This window comes from Ruegeria sp. AF8 (genome assembly GCF_056541825.1).
Genome location: NZ_JBQFYW010000004.1, coordinates 83,514 through 100,460 on the forward strand (window position 1 = coordinate 83,514; position 16,947 = coordinate 100,460).

Annotated in this window: 16 protein-coding genes; 2 read left to right on the top strand and 14 right to left on the bottom strand. The window is 60.8% G+C overall.

The features are described 5' to 3' along the window. Window positions 1-44 precede the first annotated feature (44 nt). The 9 genes from ACR0AO_RS09285 to ttcA form a co-directional block, all read right to left on the bottom strand. Complete coding sequence (locus ACR0AO_RS09285; protein WP_480602782.1) at window positions 45-542, bottom strand: SixA phosphatase family protein; 498 nt, start codon at window positions 540-542, stop codon at window positions 45-47. Then, window positions 539-1,252, bottom strand: coding sequence for a ferredoxin (locus tag ACR0AO_RS09290; RefSeq protein ID WP_480602784.1), 714 nt, complete (start codon window positions 1,250-1,252; stop codon window positions 539-541). Before ACR0AO_RS09290 ends, ACR0AO_RS09285 begins: the two co-directional genes overlap by 4 nt. Continuing rightward, the gene (locus tag ACR0AO_RS09295) at window positions 1,189-1,983 is read right to left on the bottom strand and encodes a sterol desaturase family protein (RefSeq protein ID WP_480602786.1); all 795 of its coding nucleotides are present in this window, start codon (window positions 1,981-1,983) and stop codon (window positions 1,189-1,191) included. The genes ACR0AO_RS09290 and ACR0AO_RS09295 overlap by 64 nt, the downstream gene beginning before the upstream one ends. 57 nt (window positions 1,984-2,040) lie before the next feature. Beyond that, window positions 2,041-2,904, bottom strand: coding sequence for an acetylglutamate kinase (gene argB / locus ACR0AO_RS09300; RefSeq protein WP_480602788.1), 864 nt, complete (start codon window positions 2,902-2,904; stop codon window positions 2,041-2,043). An 82-nt stretch (window positions 2,905-2,986) separates the two neighbouring features. Beyond that, window positions 2,987-3,640: a ribosome biogenesis GTP-binding protein YihA/YsxC gene (gene yihA, locus ACR0AO_RS09305; RefSeq protein ID WP_480602790.1), complete on the bottom strand. Its 654-nt coding sequence runs from the start codon at window positions 3,638-3,640 to the stop codon at window positions 2,987-2,989. Then, entirely contained in the window at window positions 3,637-4,374 is a 738-nt protein-coding gene (locus tag ACR0AO_RS09310; RefSeq protein ID WP_480602792.1) for an MOSC domain-containing protein, read from the bottom strand. Before ACR0AO_RS09310 ends, yihA begins: the two co-directional genes overlap by 4 nt. After that, window positions 4,371-6,197: a membrane protein insertase YidC gene (gene yidC / locus ACR0AO_RS09315; RefSeq protein WP_480602793.1), complete on the bottom strand. Its 1,827-nt coding sequence runs from the start codon at window positions 6,195-6,197 to the stop codon at window positions 4,371-4,373. The genes ACR0AO_RS09310 and yidC overlap by 4 nt, the downstream gene beginning before the upstream one ends. Window positions 6,198-6,323: 126 nt before the next feature. Then, window positions 6,324-7,865: a putative bifunctional diguanylate cyclase/phosphodiesterase gene (locus ACR0AO_RS09320; protein ID WP_480602794.1), complete on the bottom strand. Its 1,542-nt coding sequence runs from the start codon at window positions 7,863-7,865 to the stop codon at window positions 6,324-6,326. Window positions 7,866-7,936: 71 nt separating this feature from the next. After that, a complete protein-coding gene (gene ttcA / locus ACR0AO_RS09325; RefSeq protein WP_480602795.1) occupies window positions 7,937-8,806 on the bottom strand; it encodes a tRNA 2-thiocytidine(32) synthetase TtcA in 870 nt (289 codons plus the stop codon). A 284-nt stretch (window positions 8,807-9,090) separates the two neighbouring features. Between ttcA and ACR0AO_RS09330 the strand changes: the two genes are divergently transcribed. Further along, window positions 9,091-10,308 (top strand): TIGR03862 family flavoprotein, encoded by a 1,218-nt coding sequence (locus ACR0AO_RS09330; protein WP_480602796.1) that lies wholly within the window; start codon window positions 9,091-9,093, stop codon window positions 10,306-10,308. Here ACR0AO_RS09330 and ACR0AO_RS09335 read toward each other — a convergent pair. The 5 genes from ACR0AO_RS09335 to ACR0AO_RS09355 all read right to left on the bottom strand — a co-directional run bounded on the left by ACR0AO_RS09335 (window position 10,275) and on the right by ACR0AO_RS09355 (window position 15,551). After that, window positions 10,275-10,871: a glutathione S-transferase family protein gene (locus ACR0AO_RS09335; RefSeq protein ID WP_480602798.1), complete on the bottom strand. Its 597-nt coding sequence runs from the start codon at window positions 10,869-10,871 to the stop codon at window positions 10,275-10,277. The two genes, ACR0AO_RS09330 and ACR0AO_RS09335, sit on opposite strands and share 34 nt — an antisense overlap. An 81-nt stretch (window positions 10,872-10,952) precedes the next feature. Further along, window positions 10,953-11,981, bottom strand: coding sequence for a DNA polymerase III subunit delta (gene holA, locus ACR0AO_RS09340; RefSeq protein ID WP_480602800.1), 1,029 nt, complete (start codon window positions 11,979-11,981; stop codon window positions 10,953-10,955). After that, window positions 11,978-12,469: an LPS assembly lipoprotein LptE gene (lptE, locus tag ACR0AO_RS09345; RefSeq protein ID WP_480602802.1), complete on the bottom strand. Its 492-nt coding sequence runs from the start codon at window positions 12,467-12,469 to the stop codon at window positions 11,978-11,980. The genes holA and lptE overlap by 4 nt, the downstream gene beginning before the upstream one ends. Next, complete coding sequence (gene leuS, locus ACR0AO_RS09350; protein ID WP_480602803.1) at window positions 12,456-14,993, bottom strand: leucine--tRNA ligase; 2,538 nt, start codon at window positions 14,991-14,993, stop codon at window positions 12,456-12,458. The genes lptE and leuS overlap by 14 nt, the downstream gene beginning before the upstream one ends. Window positions 14,994-15,065: 72 nt before the next feature. Continuing rightward, a complete protein-coding gene (locus ACR0AO_RS09355; RefSeq protein ID WP_480602804.1) occupies window positions 15,066-15,551 on the bottom strand; it encodes a DUF3576 domain-containing protein in 486 nt (161 codons plus the stop codon). A gap of 296 nt (window positions 15,552-15,847) precedes the next feature. On the opposite strand from ACR0AO_RS09355, the gene ACR0AO_RS09360 reads away from it, so the two are divergent. Beyond that, the gene (locus ACR0AO_RS09360) at window positions 15,848-16,879 is read left to right on the top strand and encodes a porin (protein ID WP_480602806.1); all 1,032 of its coding nucleotides are present in this window, start codon (window positions 15,848-15,850) and stop codon (window positions 16,877-16,879) included. Window positions 16,880-16,947 lie beyond the last annotated feature (68 nt).

The following is a 16,947-nucleotide window of genomic DNA, read 5'->3' on the forward strand; positions in this document are numbered from 1 at the left end:
CCTTATCGACCAACGGGCAGGGCGGAGTATTCTCCGCCCTTTTCTTATTCCAGCAACTCTCGCGGAATGACAAAATCCAGAACTTCGCCGCTGTGCCGGTCGAGTTCGCGCCAGTCGTCGATCGGAAACCGGATCACCGCCGTTGCGCAGGTCGGATAGTCGAAGAACCGAGGATGCGGGGGATCCGCCCTGACCAGATCACTGGCGAAACCGGCAATGCCGGGATTGTGGCCCAGCATCAGCACCGTCTCGCCCCGCGCCTCGGTCAGGGCATGGTACATCCCGGACGGGGAGGCATGAAAGAGCTCGCGCGTGAAAGTGACTGACCCGGAGGACAGGTCCATCCGTTCCCACGTCTCTTGCGTGCGCTGTGCGGACGAGCTGAGAACCTCATCGGGGCGCCACCCCCGCTCAGCCAGCCACGCCCCGACCGCCTTGGCCGATTTCCGGCCTCGTTTGTTCAGGGGCCGTGCGTGATCATCCTGAAACGGATTGTCCCAACTGGATTTGGCATGGCGGGTCAGGATCAAGGTACGGGTCATCGGGGGTGAAAATGCTGCATGTGATGTGCGTTCTGCGCCGGTTCTCGCGCCGCGCCCGGGCTGAGCGGGCAGGCTAGCCGGGCGGCGCAGCCGGCGGTCATGCAAGTCTGGCCCTCTTCGGTATCGAGATACTGATGACAGGTCTCCAGGTTGTAGAATGTCTGCGAATTCAGCGCCCCGACCGGGCAGGATGTGGCGCAGGGGGCATCGCAGGCGACGCAGGGTGAGGGCGATTGTGCCGGTGGAATATCCAGTTCCTGACGAAACCAGAGCGCCCCTCGATAGGATATCATCATACCCACTGTGTCATGCACCAGCGCGCCCACCGGGCTTTGAAAGGCGCGTCCAGATTTCAACGCCCAGTCAATGAAGGGTTCATAGGGCGGCCCGCCAAAAGGAAATCGTGCCTCGGCCCCCCAGCTGTCAGCCATGCCGTCAATGACGCGGGCGGACCAGCGGTCTATCGGGTCGGCGCGGCCGTCCTGTCCTTCTGGTGAAGCTTGCAAAATGTCCCAGAAAGATGGCCCCGCCCCCAGCAGGATCAGGGTGCCCGTATCCAGCCCCTTGGCCCCGCCTTGACGCGGATGCAGCGCCCCCATCACAACCAGCCCCGCCGCATTGGCGGCAGTCTCGATCGCGGGATAGCTCACTTGCCCCGGAACGGCAGCCACAAGCTCCAGCCCAGCCGCGCCGGGCGGCTGTCCTGCCATTTCAGGCCGATGGTCATCCCGTCGTGCCCCTGTCCCGGTTGCGCCACATATGTTCCCATCATCCGATCCCATATCGATAAGGCGAACCCATAGTTGCTGTCATGTTCGGCCCGCAGCACCGAATGGTGAACGCGATGCATGTCAGGCGTTACCAGAACCCTACGCAGAACCGCGTCCACGGCAAGCGGAAGTTTCAGGTTGGCGTGATTGAACAGTGCAGTGCCGTTCAGCAGGATCTCGAAAATCAGCACTGCCAGAGCACTGGGCCCCAGCAGATAGATCAGGCCGATCTTCAGCAGCATGGACAGCGCGATCTCGATCGGGTGAAAGCGGATGGCGGTGGTCACATCCATGTCGCGGTCGGCGTGATGCACCCGGTGCAGCCGCCACAGGATCGGAACCTTGTGAGTGATCAGGTGCTGCGCCCAGATTGCGAAATCCAGGATCAGAACTGAAAGTGCGACTTCGATCCATCCGGGCCAGCCCAGGTGATTGAACAGGCCCCAGCCATTGCGCCCCGCATCCATCGCCGCGCCAACTGCCAGCAGCGGCAATCCGATAGCCATGACGCGCAGCAATACTGTGTTCAACAGGGTGATCGACAGATTGGTCAACCACCGGCGCCCCCGCGCCAAATTGCGCATGCGGCGCGGTGCCAGCGCCTCGGCCACGGCGAACAGGGCAAAAAGGCTCAGGAATATTCCCAGCCGGATAGCGGCTTCATTTTCCATACATTCACAGTTAGGCATGTGAATGCCAAGTGCAAGCGTGAACCCGTCACGAAACCGTCAATCAGGGCGGATCAGTGATCCTGCTCCGTGTTCGGTAAACAGCTCAAGCAATACCGCGTTGGGCGCGCGCCCGTCCAGAATGACCACCGCGCGCACGCCGCTGTGCAGCGCCTCGAGCGCGGTCTCGGTTTTGGGAATCATGCCGCCCGCGATGGTGCCTTCGCGGGTCATTTCGCGGATCTGTCCGGCCTTGAGCTCGGTCACCACCTCGCCAGCGGCGTTCTTGACGCCCGAGACATCGGTCAGCAGCAGCAGGCGGTCAGCCTTCAGTGCCGAGGCGACCGCGCCCGCGGCAGTGTCGCCATTGACGTTGAATGTCTCGCCATCGCGGCCCGCCCCAAGCGGTGCGATCACCGGGATCACATCATGGGCGAACAGATCGTGCAGCAGTTTGGGGTTCATCTCGGACGGTGTGCCGACAAAGCCCAGCGACGAATCCGTTTGATCGCAGATCATCAGATTGGCGTCCTTGCCCGACAGGCCCACCGCCATGCCGCCCTGCCCATTGATAGCCTGCACGATGCGTTTGTTGACCACACCCGACAGCACCATTTCCACCACCTCGACAGTGGCCTGATCGGTGACGCGTTTGCCGTTCACGAACTCGGACTGAATATCCAGCTTGCTTAGCATTGCGTTGATCATCGGCCCGCCGCCATGCACGATCACCGGGTTCACCCCGACCTGACGCATCAGCACCACATCGCGGGCGAAACTTTCCATCGCCTCGTCGCTGCCCATGGCGTGGCCGCCCAATTTGATGACCACAATGGCGCCGTCGTAACGCTGCAGATAGGGCAGGGCGCTGTTCAGTGTGGCGGCGGTGGCGATCCAGTCCCGGTTCATGTCTCGTGTCTTCATGGCATAGGTCCCTTTGGCGAACCGTGTTAGGGCCTTTATGACGGGCTGCCAAGGCCTTGTGATCCCCAAAAGACCATGCCCCCTATTCCAGATGCGCGATGATTGAGCGTAGCGTCGCAATCCCGTCGCCTTTTTCCGACGACGTCAGAACGATCTCGGGAAAGGCCGCCGGATGTTTGGCCAATGCGATGCGAACCTGGGCCAGGATTTTTGCCCGGTCATTGGCCTTGACCTTGTCGGCCTTGGTCAGCACGCACTGAAACGCCACAGCACTTGTGTCGAGCAGCTTCATGATTTCGTCATCGACCGGTTTCACCCCATGACGTGCGTCGATCAGGACAAAAGCCCGGCGCAGGGTCTGCCGCCCGCTGAGATATTGTTTCAGCAGTCTTTGCCATTTTTCCACCACTTTGAGCGGCGCATTGGCATAGCCATAGCCCGGCAGGTCGACCAGATACAGATCGGGGCCTTGGGTGAAAAAGTTGATTTCCTGTGTACGTCCCGGCGTATTCGAGGCCCGAGCCAACCCCTTGGTGCCCGTCAGCGCGTTGATCAGGCTGGATTTGCCCACGTTCGATCGGCCCGCGAAACAGACCTCCAGCCGGTCGGGATCGGGCAGGCCGGACATGGCTACCACGCCCTTGAGGAATTCCGACTGTCCTGCAAAAAGTTTGCGCCCGGCTTCCTGAGCCAGCGCATCGGGGTCTTCGGCAAGCGGGAACGGCAGGCTTGTCACAGCACTTCCACCTTGTCGCCAATGCGGAGAGTTCCGCCTTGAATCACTTCGGCCCGGACGCTGAAATCACGGTGCCCCCAGGTTGCAAGTGTCGCCAGTGTGTCGGCATCACGATCGCCCGTATCCGGATTTGCCATTGTGGCCGAGCACCGCTCGGTTCGTTCGCGAACACGGAAGACCGCATCTCCGATCCGGACGTCCCGGTTCATCCAATCGAACTCTTCCCACGGGGCCAGCCCGTCGAACCAGACGTTACCGCGCCAGCGCAGAATCGACAATTCCCGTCCCATCTTTTGCTCGACCGCCCTGTGGGAGGCCATGTTGCACAGCGTGACCGACGGAAAATCACTGTCTGTCATGCCACGACCCGGCACGCGGATGATACGGTTGGACGCGCCCCGGTTCTCCGGCATCAGCGGCCGGACCCAATCCAGAAACATACTCGCCTCGGTGTCGGGCGCAAAAGTCAAGTCCGGTCGCTTTGGGTGGCTCACGGTGACCCGGTCGCCATCCAACCGGGCGGTTGTGGCCATCAGGGCGGGAATCTTGGACACCCGGCTGAAATTCACGCAAGGCACCCATTCGGTCCCGTCCGCTGTGGACATCTCGTGGGCAACCGCCCAAACGCGATCCCCGGGCATGGTCTGCCCGGGGGTCAAGGTCACGTCTTCCAGGGCTTCGCGGCCATGGCTTTTGATCGGGTGCCGCCAGAGGCTGGTGACTGCTCCGTTCATTTTCCGCCCGTCTTCGGTGTTTTCTTGAAGCTGGACTTGATGTTGCCAAACACGTCGGGCGTATAGCCGTGGCTGCGCATGATGATGTATTGCTGCGTGAACGTGATCGTGTTGTTCGCGATCCAGTACACCACCAACCCACTGGCGAAACTACCCAGCATGAACATGAACACCCATGGCATCCAGGCAAATATCATCGCCTGCGTCGGATCGGTGGGCGCCGGATTCAGTTTCTGCTGCAGCCACATCGAAATGCCCAGAAGCAGTGGCAGAATGCCGATCAGAACAGTGGCCATCAACGAGCCCGGCTCGGGCCCGGCCCAGGGCAGCCAGCCGAAGAAGTTCATGATCGAGGTCGGATCGGGCGCGCTCAGATCCCGGAACGGGCCGAACCAGGGCGCCTGGCGCAGTTCGATGGTGACAAAGATCACCTTGTAGAGCGAGAAGAAGATCGGAATCTGAAGCAGAATTGGCAGACAGCCCGCGGCAGGGTTCACCTTTTCCTTCTTGTAGAGTTCCATCATCCCCTGCTGCATCTTCTGGCGGTCGTCGCCTGCGGCTTCCTTCAGCGCCTCCATCTGTGGCTGCAGTTCTTTCATCTTGGCCATCGACACATATGATTTCAGTGCCAGCGGGAACACGATCGCCTTGATGATCAGCGTCAGGCCGATGATCGACCAGCCCATATTGCCGATAAGCTGGTTGATGTTGTGCAACAGCCAGAAGATCGGTTTGGTCAGGAAAAAGAACCAGCCCCAGTCGATGCTGTCGATGAATTTCTGAACGCCGTCGGCCTGATATTCGCGAATGGTTTCCCACTCTTTCGCGCCGGCGAACAACCGCGTGGTAACCTCTGCCGAAGTTCCAGGGGCGACGGTCAGGGTCGGCATGACCGTCTCGGTCTGGTAAATTTTGCGACGGTCGTCATACTTGGCCGCGGATTTGAACGCCGTGCCTTCATCGGGAATCAGCGTTGTCATCCAATAGTGGTCGGTAAAGCCGATCCAGCCGCTTTTCTCGACCTGAAAAACCTCGGCCTGCACGCGTTCGTTCGGGTCGACATCGAAATCGCGCACTTTTTTGTACTTGATTTCCGAAAGAGTTCCGTCGGTCATCCCGATGACGCCCTCATGCAGGATGAAGAAGTTCTTCAGGCCCGGGAGGTCCGCGTCTTCGCCGGTACCGTGGCGGGCCAGAATGCCATAGGGCGCCATGCCCACCTGGGCCTGCGAGGCGTTTTCAACCGACTGGGTAACGGTGAACATATAATTCCTGTCAACCGAGATCGTCCGGCGGAAGGTCAGGCCCTTGCCGTTATCCCAGACCAGTGTCACCGGGCTGTCGGCGCTGAGTGTCTCGCCCTTCTCCAGGCTCCACAGGGTGTTGGGCCCGGGGACATCGGTGCCGGTGACGCCTGCGCCCGGTGCCCAGCCGTAGAGTGCATAATAGGCCGATTGCGTCCCGACGGGGGACAGCAGTTCGACAATCGGTGAATCTGCGGCCAGAGATACCCGATAGTCCTTCAGCGACAGTTCGTCGATCCGGCCTCCGGACAGTGACAGGCTGCCAGTCAGGCGCGGCGTGTCAATCTTGACGCGCGGGGTTTCTGCTTCGGGCTCTGCCTCGGCTGCGACGCTGGTCGCGGGGGCCGAACCCTCTGTCACGGCACTTGGGGTTTGAACACCATCGCTTTCAGTTGCGCTGATCGCTGCCTCATCGGTTGGGGCGTCGGGTTCCGGTGGGGGGAACAGCACGAACCAAACAAGGATTACGAGAAAGCTCAGCACGGTTGCGAGGATGAGGTTCTTGTTCTGATCGTCCATCTGGGACAGCCACCTTGTGCTTTGATTGACACCGGTGGGTTCAACAGAGTGCAGCCCAAAAGGTCAAGCAGATTCGCCCCGAAATTTGCCGGTATTCGGTCAGGAGACGCCCGGGAAGTGTATGTCTCACCCCGTTTCGCGCCCGATATTCGGTGTGTCGCGCAATTTGGCGTTGTGGGCGGACAGCCAATCCAGCGTCTGCGCAAACGGCATCGGCCGGCCGATTTCGAACCCTTGCACATGACCGCAGCCCAGTTGCGCGAGAACCGAATGTTCACCGGCGGTTTCCACGCCTTCGCCAAGGGTTTCCAGGTTCAGCCGTTCGGCAAGGGACAGGACCGCCGTCAAAAGCTGCCGCTGAGCAGGGTCGCGATCAACCCGGGTGACAAAGGAACGGTCCAGCTTGATCCGCGAGATTTTGAAACGTTTCAACGATGCGATGGAGGCATGACCCGTGCCGAAATCATCCAGGTCGATCCAGCACCCCAGATTGTTCAGCTCCGCGATGTTACGGGCCACGATGTCACCCGGCGTATTGCAGATCACCGTTTCCAGCACTTCCACGGTGAGCCGACCAGGAGTGAGATCGAACTGATCCAGATCCCAGCGGATTCTGTCGACCAGACCGGGATCGTGCAATTCGTCCGACGAGAAATTGACCGCGACGCGCGGCACTTCGGCTCCGGCATTATCCCAGGCGGTCAATGCCGCAAGGGCGCCGCGCAGGATGTTTTCCCCCAACCGTTCCATCAGCCCCGCCTCTTCGGCGGCGGTCAGAAAATAGCCGGGGCCAAGGATGCCACGAGTGGGATGCTCCCACCTGGCCAGTGCCTCGAACCCGGTCAGCTTTCCGGTGTCCGTCGAGATCTGAGGCTGAAACCAGGGAACGATCTGACCGCTTCCCAGAGCGTGCTGGATTTCGCGCCGCAGATCAGCCCGGGCACTCATTTTCTTATGTGTGTCTGTGGAATAGGCGCGGATCGAGGAGGGGCCGTTTCGTCTGGCTTCGTTTGAGGCGGCCACTGCGGCGCCGATCCAGTCCTGCGCGCCCTGACCGGGCGCACGCCGGTCCAGACAGAACCCGACAGAGCACGAGACATAGACGGTTGTCCCATCCAGTGATACCGGATCTTCGACTTGGCTTTGGATACGTCCCGCCATCTGGATGCAATGTTCCAGATCCAGACGGCCGACAGGCGAGCCACATACCGCGAATTTGGCGTTTCCGATGCGGGCGACGATATCCTGACTGCGCAACGCCGCCAAAATGCGCTCGCCACTGCGCTGAACGATTGTGTCGACGGCCAAGGCACCGTGTCGCTGTTCGATTCGGTCGAGATCGTCGAGAACCACGATGAAACAGGCCGATTGCCGCCCACTGACCTGCAGGTTGCCGTGCAGTTCCGTTGCCTTGGTTTGAAACTCGTCCCGCTGCATCAGGCCAGTCACGCTGTCGCGCGCAAAGCCTGGATCAGCGGGCCAGCGTCCCAGGGCACCGGCAAATGCGAACATCAGCGGCAATCCCAGTGATGTCAGAAGCAAGGCACCCTCGCCACCCAGCCAGAATGCACCGAGAGTGAGTGCGGGAAGAAAGGCGAGAATCGCGGGCCCGGTCAGAACCGGGAAAATCTGTTCAAAAATCCGGTTGAACTGTGAGTGTTTCCGCATTGCTTCCCCTGGCCTCGTGATCGAGCAACGTACGCTCTGACCGAGCCTAGGAAACCTCTCTAAGTGAGACGTTAACGCAACAGTGGAATTTCGTCGGAATTCTCGGATATTTTGCCAACCTGCGCCACAAGCCCCTGAAAATCGAACAGTTTCGGATCCAGCATGTGTGAGGGACGGATATTGGTGAGGGCCCGGAACATCACCTGGCGGCGGCCCGGTGCGTTCTTTTCCCACTGATCCAGAATCTGTTTGACCTGTTGGCGCTGCAACCCGTCCTGGCTGCCGCACAGATCGCATGGGATGATGGGATAGTTCATCTGGGCCGCGAATTTCTCGCAATCGGCCTCGGCCACATGCGCAAGTGGGCGATAGACGAACAGATCGCCCTCTTCATTGACCAGCTTGGGCGGCATTGTGGCCAGACGCCCGCCGTGAAACAGGTTCATGAAGAAGGTTTCCAGAATGTCGTCGCGATGGTGCCCCAGTACCACGGCGGAACACCCCTCTTCCCGGGCGACCCGATACAGGTTGCCGCGCCGCAGCCGCGAGCACAGCGCGCAATAGGTCCGCCCCTGCGGCACCTTATCGACCACTACCGAATAGGTGTCCTGATATTCGATCCGGTGGGGCACGCCCATGCGTTCCAGGAATTCGGGCAGGACGGTTGCGGGAAAACCCGGCTGACCCTGATCCAGATTGCAGGCCAGCAGCTCGACCGGCAGCAGGCCGCGCCACTGCAACTCGTGCAGAACCGCCAACAGGGTATAGCTGTCCTTGCCGCCGGACAGGCAAACCAGCCATTTGGAGCCGCGTTCCACCATGCCGTATTGTTCAATCGCCTCGCGCGTCTGCCGTACGATTCGTTTGCGCAGCTTCTTGAACTCGGTGGTCGAAGGCGCGCCGGCAAACAGCGGGTGGATATCTTCGGGTTCGTCAAACATGGGCTGGCTCTACAGGGTTTGCAGGAACCGGGCAAGGGCGGGCAATCGCCGCCGGTTTCCCGTTTGGAAGCCTGGGCAATGGGTTGTGAAACTTCGGGCCGCCATTCGTGCAGATCAGTCGAAAACGCAATCGCCAGATGCATCCCCGGGTTCTATAACCCGGTAGATGGCAAGCGTGACCCGACCTCTGAGCCCGGTTCGGATAGAGCGGTATGCCGGAAAATCGAGCCAAGTGCGTGGGCAAGACCATCCCAAGGTGCCAATGGCCAAGAAAAGGAAAGCGGATGGCGCAGGCCGTTGTGATAGGTGCCGGGCCGGCGGGCCTGATGGCGGCCGGGGAGTTGGCCGGGGCAGGCCATTCCGTTCTGGTGGCCGAAGCCAGGCCATCCGTAGCGCGCAAGTTTCTTATGGCGGGCAAATCGGGCCTGAACCTGACCAAGGATGAAGCGTTCGAAGAGTTCATGGGCGCTTATGGCGATGCCGCCGACTGGTTGCGCCCGATCATCTCGGACATGGAGGCCCGGGCGGTTCAGGATTGGGCGCGGGGGCTGAGACAGGAAATCTTCACCGGTTCAACCGGGCAGGTGTTTCCGGTCGCGATGAAAGCGTCACCTTTGCTGCGGGCCTGGCTGGCGCATCTGGACGGGCTGGGTGTCCGGATTCGAACGCGCTGCCGCTGGGCCGGATGGGACGATGGGGCATTGGCTCTGGACACGCCCGATGGCCGGGAACTTGTTGCTGCCGATGTCACGGTGCTTGCGCTGGGCGGGGCCAGTTGGTCGCGCCTGGGATCAGACGGGGCATGGGCGCCATTGTTGGCCGGGCGGGGTGTGCAGCTTACCGAATTCGCCCCGGCAAATGCCGGTCTGCTGGTTGAGTGGTCCGGGCATATGCGGACTTTGTTCGGCGAACCGGTCAAGGGTGTCGCCTTGTCAGCGGGCGAGGCGCGAACACGTGGCGAAGCGGTGATATCTGCGCGTGGATTGGAAGGTGGCGGCATATACGCTGTTTGCAAGGCGGTTCGTGAGGGGGCGCCCTTGTATATGGATTTGCTGCCCGGGCTGTCGCTTGAAGATCTGGTACGGCGTCTGGACAAGCCGCGGGGCAAAAACAGCCTTTCAAACCACCTGCGTAAGACATTGAACCTGGGGCCGGTGCGAACCGCCTTGCTTATGGAGTTCGGAAGACCGCTGCCCGTCGGGCAGGATTTGGCGCGGCTTGTCAAATCTTTGCCCATTCGCCACGCAGGTCTGCGCCCGCTTGACGAGGCGATCTCTACAGCGGGCGGTGTCAGCCGGGCCGCGTTCGACGATGGCTTGATGCTCCGGGAAGTGCCCGGCGTTTTCTGTGCCGGGGAGATGCTTGATTGGGAAGCGCCCACCGGTGGTTACCTGCTGACAGGTTGCTTTGCCACAGGGCGGTGGGCCGGTCGGTCCGCCGTTTCGTGGCTGCAACGGACCGGGGCAGATCAGGCCGGTTGCGCCAAGGCTCCCATTCGCTGAAAGGCAGGACGCCTGCGCATTTCGCTGGCATAGGCCGCGAGGGTATCGGAATTCACCGGAAAGTCCGCGTTTTGCGCCCAGCTCAGGCAATGCACGCACAGAATGTCGGCGATCGTCATCTGTGCACCCTGCAGGAACGGCCCCTTGAAACGCTTGCCCATCCGCGTGCAGTTTCGGTCAAATTCCCATTTCGCGGTCTCGATGGCCTGAGCAACCCGCTTGTCTTCGGGAAGAACGAACTTGTGTCGGGCGGCCATCCACAGGACCGCGTCGAATTCGTCGAGCAGAGCGTGAAACAGCGAATCCTGTTCGGCGCGTTCCCTGGACCCTGCCGGATGGGTGAAATGCCCATGTTTGTCGGCCAGATAGGTCATGATCGCGGAACTGTCGGTGATGACCGTCTCGCCGTCGACCAGCACCGGAACCTTGCCGGACGGATTCAGTGCCCGGACCTGTGGGTCGTGGGGGCCGGCATCGATGAGTTCATACTCCTGTTCCAGCTCTTCGAGCAGCCACAATACGCGTGAGGCGCGGGTTTTGATGCGACCATAAATCTTGTACATGATGATAGTCCCCCGATCGGTTCACGCATCAATCTGAGGGCGGCAGCGCGCGCGTCAAGTGGGACGCTCCGTCAGATCACCTCAGCGTGAGCGCGCCAGCATCGCCAGCCGGATCATCGCCCTTTCGACCAGAGCCATGGCCGGCGCCGTCTGACCGGCCGAGCGCAGGGCAAGATCCGTGTCGGTCAGAACCGTCAGCGCGGTTTCCAGTTTGCGCGCGCCCCAGCTCTGGGCCTGTCGCAGGATCCTGTCGCGGCGTTTGCCATAGACCGGCGGCCGCAGCTTGCCGATCCCCTGAGCAGCACCACCGGGATCGGCGGCGCAGGTATAGAGCGTCCGGAAGTGCCGGGTCGCCCCGATGCAAAGACCGACCGCGTTGGTTCCCTGTGCCTGCAACCGGCGGATCAGCGGGCCGATTTCACCCGCTCGGCCTTCGGCGACCACGTTCAGGACATCGTCCAGCGCGGCTTCGGTGGATTGCGGGGCGCAGGCCGCGATATCCGCGAGGACGAGTTCCGAGGTGTCACCGCGCTTGTAGAGCGCCAGCTTTTCGACGGTCTGCGAGAAATCTCCGGGACCCAGTTCCGCGGCAAGATCCGTCAGAACGGCCATCGAATCGCGGGGAATATTGGCCACCCCGGCCTGCGCCAGCAGCCGCTCGATCTCGGATCGGGAGGGCGGATCGTCATAGATTCCCACCGCATAGGCATTGGGGTGCGCCTCGAACGCTTTTCGAATCTTGGAACTGGCCTTCAACTGCCCCGCAGTCACGATGATCTGGGCATCGCCCTGTGACCAGTCTTCCAATGCTGCCAGAATCGACTGGGCAGCAGCATCGGATGCATCCTCGACGAAAGCGGCGCGCGGTCCGGGAAAGAACCCGACGGCCTTGACGGCGTCCAGCAACTGCGCGGGATCGCTGCGCAGATCGCTGCCCGGTATCCGGGTCAGGCGCATTTCTTCTTCGGCATTTGGCCCCAGCAGAGCGGCAATCACCTGCTGCCGCTTGAGCGCCACCCGCATCGCGTCGGCGCCATAGATCAGAAGCCCCGCCTTGCCGGAGTCCGGTCTGGAGAAATATCCTTCGGCCTCGCGGGAACTGAGCTTCATGCCGTAACGTCTACGGTGGCGTAAAGCTGTGTCGTCAGCTGGTCGGCCAATATCGTCATGAGTCGCTTGCGCGCATCGCGTTCCGAAGCCAATGTCGCGACGGTCGAGCCGGTTGCGGAATAGCCGACAAAGTTTTCGACATCGCCTGATGCAACGACCGTTCCGGTTTCCGACCGGGTCAGAGCATAGTTCACCTTGCCAACGATCGTGTATCTGGTTGTTTCGTTGGTCGAGGTAATGGCCTCACCCTGGCTGAAGGTCGAGATGTCGACCTTGAGCTTGTATTCGCTGCCCGAGACGGCGCTGCGCCCCAGCCGTTGCTCAAGGTCTTCCACCAGAAGATAGGTATCGACAGAGTCGGGGGCCGAAACCTCGACCTTTCCATAAAGTTCCGATCCGGTCCCGCCCGGTGCGTAGACGGGTTGGAACCCGCAGGCGGCCAGCGCCAGCGGCAGCATCAGTAGGGTTCTGCGGTCAAACGACGACATTCACGATCCGGCCCGGTACAACGATCACCTTTTTCGGCGCGTTCCCATCCAGCGCCTTTTGCACAGCTTCGGTGCTGAGCGCGATTTTTTCAACCTGCGTCTTGTCCAGATCCTTGGCCACGCTGATTTCCGCGCGCCGCTTGCCGTTGATCTGGATCGGCAGGGTGACCGTGTCGTCGATCAGCATCGTCTCGTCTGCGACAGGCCATGGGGCGACCGCCACCAGACCTTCTCCGCCCTGATGCGCCCAGATATCTTCGGCCAGATGCGGTGTCATCGGCGACATAAGCTGTGCCAGTGTTTTGATTGCCTGCTTCTGGGCCGCAGCCCCTGCCTTGGATTTTGCAAGCGTATTGGTGAAGGCATAAAGCTTGGCGATGGCCGCATTGAAGCCGAAGCTTTCGACACCCAGCGACACGTCGCGGATGGTTTTGTGCATCTCACGCAGCAGGTCCTCATCCCCTTCGCCTTTGGCATCTGGGTCCATGGCGCCGATCTTGTCGCAGAGGTTCCAGACACGGTTCAGGTGTTTATAGGCTGCTTCTGCACCCGCAGCGGTCCATTCCACGTCGCGTTCGGGCGGCGAATCGGACAGCACGAACCAACGCGCGGTATCCGCGCCAAAGGCCGAGATGATGCTGACCGGGTCGACCACGTTTTTCTTGGATTTCGACATCTTGGCCGAGGGGATGATCTCGACCTGGGTACCGTCGGCCAGTTTGCCGTCAGTTACATCCTCGGGCAGGTGATAGACAGGGCGACCCTTGGCGTCGCGGGTCTGGTAGATTTCATGCGTCACCATGCCTTGGGTGAACAACGCATCGAAGGGCTCGATGGCTTTTTGGGGCAGGTGGCCAGTGATCTGCATCGCCCGGGCAAAGAAGCGCGAATAGAGCAGGTGCAGAATCGCGTGTTCGATACCACCGATATACTGATCGACATTCATCCAGTATTCGGCCTCGGCCAGATCGGTGGGCGTTTCCGCGCGCGGCGCGGTAAAGCGGGCGAAGTACCACGACGAATCGACGAAGGTGTCCATTGTGTCGGTCTCGCGCTTGGCTGGGGCTCCGCATTTCGGACAGGTACAATCGCGCCAGCTTGGGTGGCGGTCCAGCGGGTTGCCCGGCTTGTCAAAGGTGACGTCGTCGGGCAGGCGAACCGGCAGGTTCTCTTTCTTCTCGGGCACCACACCGCAGCTGTCACAGTGAACAACGGGAATCGGGCAACCCCAGTAGCGCTGGCGGCTGAGGCCCCAGTCGCGCAGGCGGTATTTGGTGACGCCTTCGCCCCAGCCGGCCTTTTCGGCGAAATCGACAGTGGCGTTGATCGCCTCGTCACCGGTGGCCTCGGTCAGGCCCGCGAAATGGTTCACCCAGCGGACTTTCTCGGTCTTGGGCGGGACAAAAGCGATCTTGTCGACCGGCGTGTCGTCATCCAGCGCAAAGAAGGTATCGACCACGGGCAGGCCGTATTTACGGCAGAAATCGAGGTCGCGCTGGTCATGGGCCGGGCAGGCAAATATCGCGCCGGTGCCATAGTCCATCAGGATGAAGTTGGCGATCCAGACCGGCAGTTCCCAGCTCGGGTCAAGCGGGTGTTTGACGCGGATGCCGGTGTCATAGCCCAGCTTCTCGGCGGTTTCGATGGCCTCTTCGGTGGTGCCGCCCTTGCGGCATTCCGCCACGAATTCAGCGACTTCTGGGTTCTCGGCTTCCAATTGCTTTGCAATCGGATGGTCGGGTGAGATGCCCACGAAGGAGGCTCCCAACAGCGTGTCGGGGCGAGTCGTATAGACGGTGATCGGCTCTCCGCCATCGGTACGTTCAAAGCCGAATTGCAAACCGCGCGACTTGCCGATCCAGTTTTCCTGCATCAGGCGGACCTTTGCGGGCCAGTTGTCCAGAGTGTCCAGCGCATTCAGCAATTCCTCGGAATAGTCCGAGATCTTGAAGAACCACTGTGTCAGCTCACGCCGTTCCACCAAGGCGCCCGAGCGCCAGCCGCGGCCGTTTTCCACCTGTTCGTTGGCCAGCACGGTCATGTCGACCGGGTCCCAGTTGACCACGGCGTTCTTGCGATAGACCAGGCCGGCCTCAAGCATATCCAGGAACAGCGCCTGTTGCTGGCCGTAATATTCCGGGTCACAGGTGGCAAATTCACGCGACCAGTCGATCGACAGGCCCAGCGGCTTCATCTGTCCGCGCATGTCGGCGATATTGCCATAGGTCCAATCTTTAGGGTGCCCCCCAATAGCCATTGCAGCGTTTTCCGCGGGCATTCCGAATGCGTCCCAGCCCATCGGGTGCAGCACGTTGTGGCCGGTCGCCAGCTTGTGCCGCGCGATCACGTCACCCATCGTATAGTTGCGCACATGCCCCATATGGATGCGGCCCGAAGGGTAGGGGAACATCTCAAGCACATAGTATTTCGGCTTATCCGTCTTGTGGCTGGCGGTAAAAATCCCGGCCTTGTCCCAGGCTTCTTGCCATTTTGCTTCGATTTCGGTGGCGGAGTAGCGCGACATCGTGCGGTCCTTCGTGAATGAAAACGCCGGGTAGGAACCCGGCGCGGTGATAGAGCGATTTTGTGCCGAATTCTAGAGTTTGTCGTCGGCAATGCGTAGCTGGCGCGCGCGCGACAGGATCGCATCTTCGACCGCGCGCGAGGTTGCGGGGCTGACAGCCCCGCCGCCGTTGGTTTGCAGCGACACCGACAAGGACCGCGCATCAAGCGCCGGATCCTTGATATGCACCGTGGCGCGATAGGAACGACCGCCGCCGGGTGGCCTGCCATATCCGGTGACGATCACGCCTGTGAACGGATCAACAGATTGAACCGGAAGGAAATTCAGCACGTCGAACGAGGCCGCCCACAGGTATTTGTTGACGTTGCCTGCGCGCTCGGATTCGTCGGAGCCAAAGAGATCCCAGAACGATGACCTGCTTTCGGACTTCGCCGCCAAGATGTCATCGTTAAAGTTTACTGCATCTTCCGGAACTGGCGCCGATGTGGCTGACGGGTTCGAGCCGCAAGCAGCGACACCCATGGCAAGCGTGATGGGCAAAATGAATTTGAGGCGCATCTGCAAGGGTGTCTCCAGTCCCGAGTTCCAAAACCGCGGCCACTCTATTCTTGTCCAAAAGTGCGGGCAAGTGCGTTTCCGCCATGGTTGGTAAACAGTTGGGCATCAGCCGGATTCACAGATTGCCGGAAGCGGAGACGATTCAGACTGTGGCAAAGCTGCACCATCCTTGACGACTTTGACCCCGGCGCCAGTCACAAGACTTGCCAAAACAGGGGGGAAAGAGCGAAACCCCTGTCCATACCCACGCCGGATTCTCCGGTTTGGGCGAATGATTGAAAACCGAGGGAAACACGATGAAAAAAGTTCTCTTCGCAACGACTGCGCTGATCGCCACCGCAAGCATGGCCGCCGCAGAAGTTCGCATCAGCGGCTATGGCCGTTTTGGTCTGGACTATAACGACGCCAACGGAGACGTTGTCGGCGTATCGGAAACCAACATCACCAGCCGTCTGCGTCTGCAGTTCGACATGTCGGCCGAAACCGATGGCGGTGTGGCATTTGGTGCCCGTCTGCGTGCGCAGGCCGAAAACCGTGACGGCGGTACCACTTCCTCTACTGCCACTCCTCCTTTTGAGGCAACTCGTACCGCCAACTGGAACGCTCCGATGTTCTTCGTTGCTTACGAAGGTCTGCGTGTGAACGTCGGCAACATCTGGGGCGCGATCGACAACGCACCCGGCCTGTACCTGCCCACCATCTCGGTTGGCACCGGTATTGACGGCATGGGCTTCTTCAGCCTGCCGATCATCGCCGCAGGTTGGGACTCGTTCTCGTCGGCCGGTTCCGGCACCAACGGTGTTGAAGCACTGTACACCGTCGGTGGCTTCACCGGTCAAGTGTCGTATTCGCAGCTGAACGGTGGCAGCACCGCTGGCAGCGCAGACGGCGAGCAGCGTACCGCTGTCATGCTGACCTACTCCTTTGACGACTACTTCGTCACTGGCGCATACCAGTCGTCGTCGGACGGCCCGGTTGCCGACACCGGCGAAGAGCTGAACGACGGTCTGTGGCTGATCGCGGCCGGTGGTGACTGGGGCCAGTTCGGCGCTCAGATCGCATACGGCCAGACCGAAGCAGCCGACGCAGTCACCATTTCGGGTAACATGGACATCGGTTCCGCCAGCAACCTGCTGGTCTGGATTCAGAATGCTGACTCGAACAACCTGGACTCGGGTGGTTCCGCAATCCTCGCCGACGACGGCACCAGCTGGGGCGTGAACTACCAGTACGATCTGGGTGGCGGCGTGACCTTTGTTGCCGGTTACGTTGACTCGGCTATTGCTGACAGCAACCAGGTTCAGGCCGGTGTGTACTTCAGCTTCTAAGCTGTACACCGTCTGACGGTACTGAATTTGGGCAGGTCTTCGGACCTGCCCTTTTCTTTTGAGCCCAC

What these genes read in the sequence shown, in the direction of transcription:
- lptE (WP_480602802.1), bottom strand. Translation starts at nt 12,469, where the DNA reads ATGTCGTCGTTTGACCGCAGAACCCTACTGATGCTGCCGCTGGCGCTG.
- ttcA (WP_480602795.1), bottom strand. Translation starts at nt 8,806, where the DNA reads ATGTTTGACGAACCCGAAGATATCCACCCGCTGTTTGCCGGCGCGCCT.
- ACR0AO_RS09310 (WP_480602792.1), bottom strand. Translation starts at nt 4,374, where the DNA reads ATGAACGGAGCAGTCACCAGCCTCTGGCGGCACCCGATCAAAAGCCAT.
- yidC (WP_480602793.1), bottom strand. Translation starts at nt 6,197, where the DNA reads ATGGACGATCAGAACAAGAACCTCATCCTCGCAACCGTGCTGAGCTTT.
- argB (WP_480602788.1), bottom strand. Translation starts at nt 2,904, where the DNA reads ATGAAGACACGAGACATGAACCGGGACTGGATCGCCACCGCCGCCACA.
- ACR0AO_RS09330 (WP_480602796.1), top strand. Translation starts at nt 9,091, where the DNA reads ATGGCGCAGGCCGTTGTGATAGGTGCCGGGCCGGCGGGCCTGATGGCG.
- leuS (WP_480602803.1), bottom strand. Translation starts at nt 14,993, where the DNA reads ATGTCGCGCTACTCCGCCACCGAAATCGAAGCAAAATGGCAAGAAGCC.
- ACR0AO_RS09360 (WP_480602806.1), top strand. Translation starts at nt 15,848, where the DNA reads ATGAAAAAAGTTCTCTTCGCAACGACTGCGCTGATCGCCACCGCAAGC.
- holA (WP_480602800.1), bottom strand. Translation starts at nt 11,981, where the DNA reads ATGAAGCTCAGTTCCCGCGAGGCCGAAGGATATTTCTCCAGACCGGAC.
- ACR0AO_RS09295 (WP_480602786.1), bottom strand. Translation starts at nt 1,983, where the DNA reads ATGGAAAATGAAGCCGCTATCCGGCTGGGAATATTCCTGAGCCTTTTT.
- ACR0AO_RS09290 (WP_480602784.1), bottom strand. Translation starts at nt 1,252, where the DNA reads ATGGCAGGACAGCCGCCCGGCGCGGCTGGGCTGGAGCTTGTGGCTGCC.
- ACR0AO_RS09335 (WP_480602798.1), bottom strand. Translation starts at nt 10,871, where the DNA reads ATGTACAAGATTTATGGTCGCATCAAAACCCGCGCCTCACGCGTATTG.
- ACR0AO_RS09355 (WP_480602804.1), bottom strand. Translation starts at nt 15,551, where the DNA reads ATGCGCCTCAAATTCATTTTGCCCATCACGCTTGCCATGGGTGTCGCT.
- ACR0AO_RS09320 (WP_480602794.1), bottom strand. Translation starts at nt 7,865, where the DNA reads ATGCGGAAACACTCACAGTTCAACCGGATTTTTGAACAGATTTTCCCG.
- ACR0AO_RS09285 (WP_480602782.1), bottom strand. Translation starts at nt 542, where the DNA reads ATGACCCGTACCTTGATCCTGACCCGCCATGCCAAATCCAGTTGGGAC.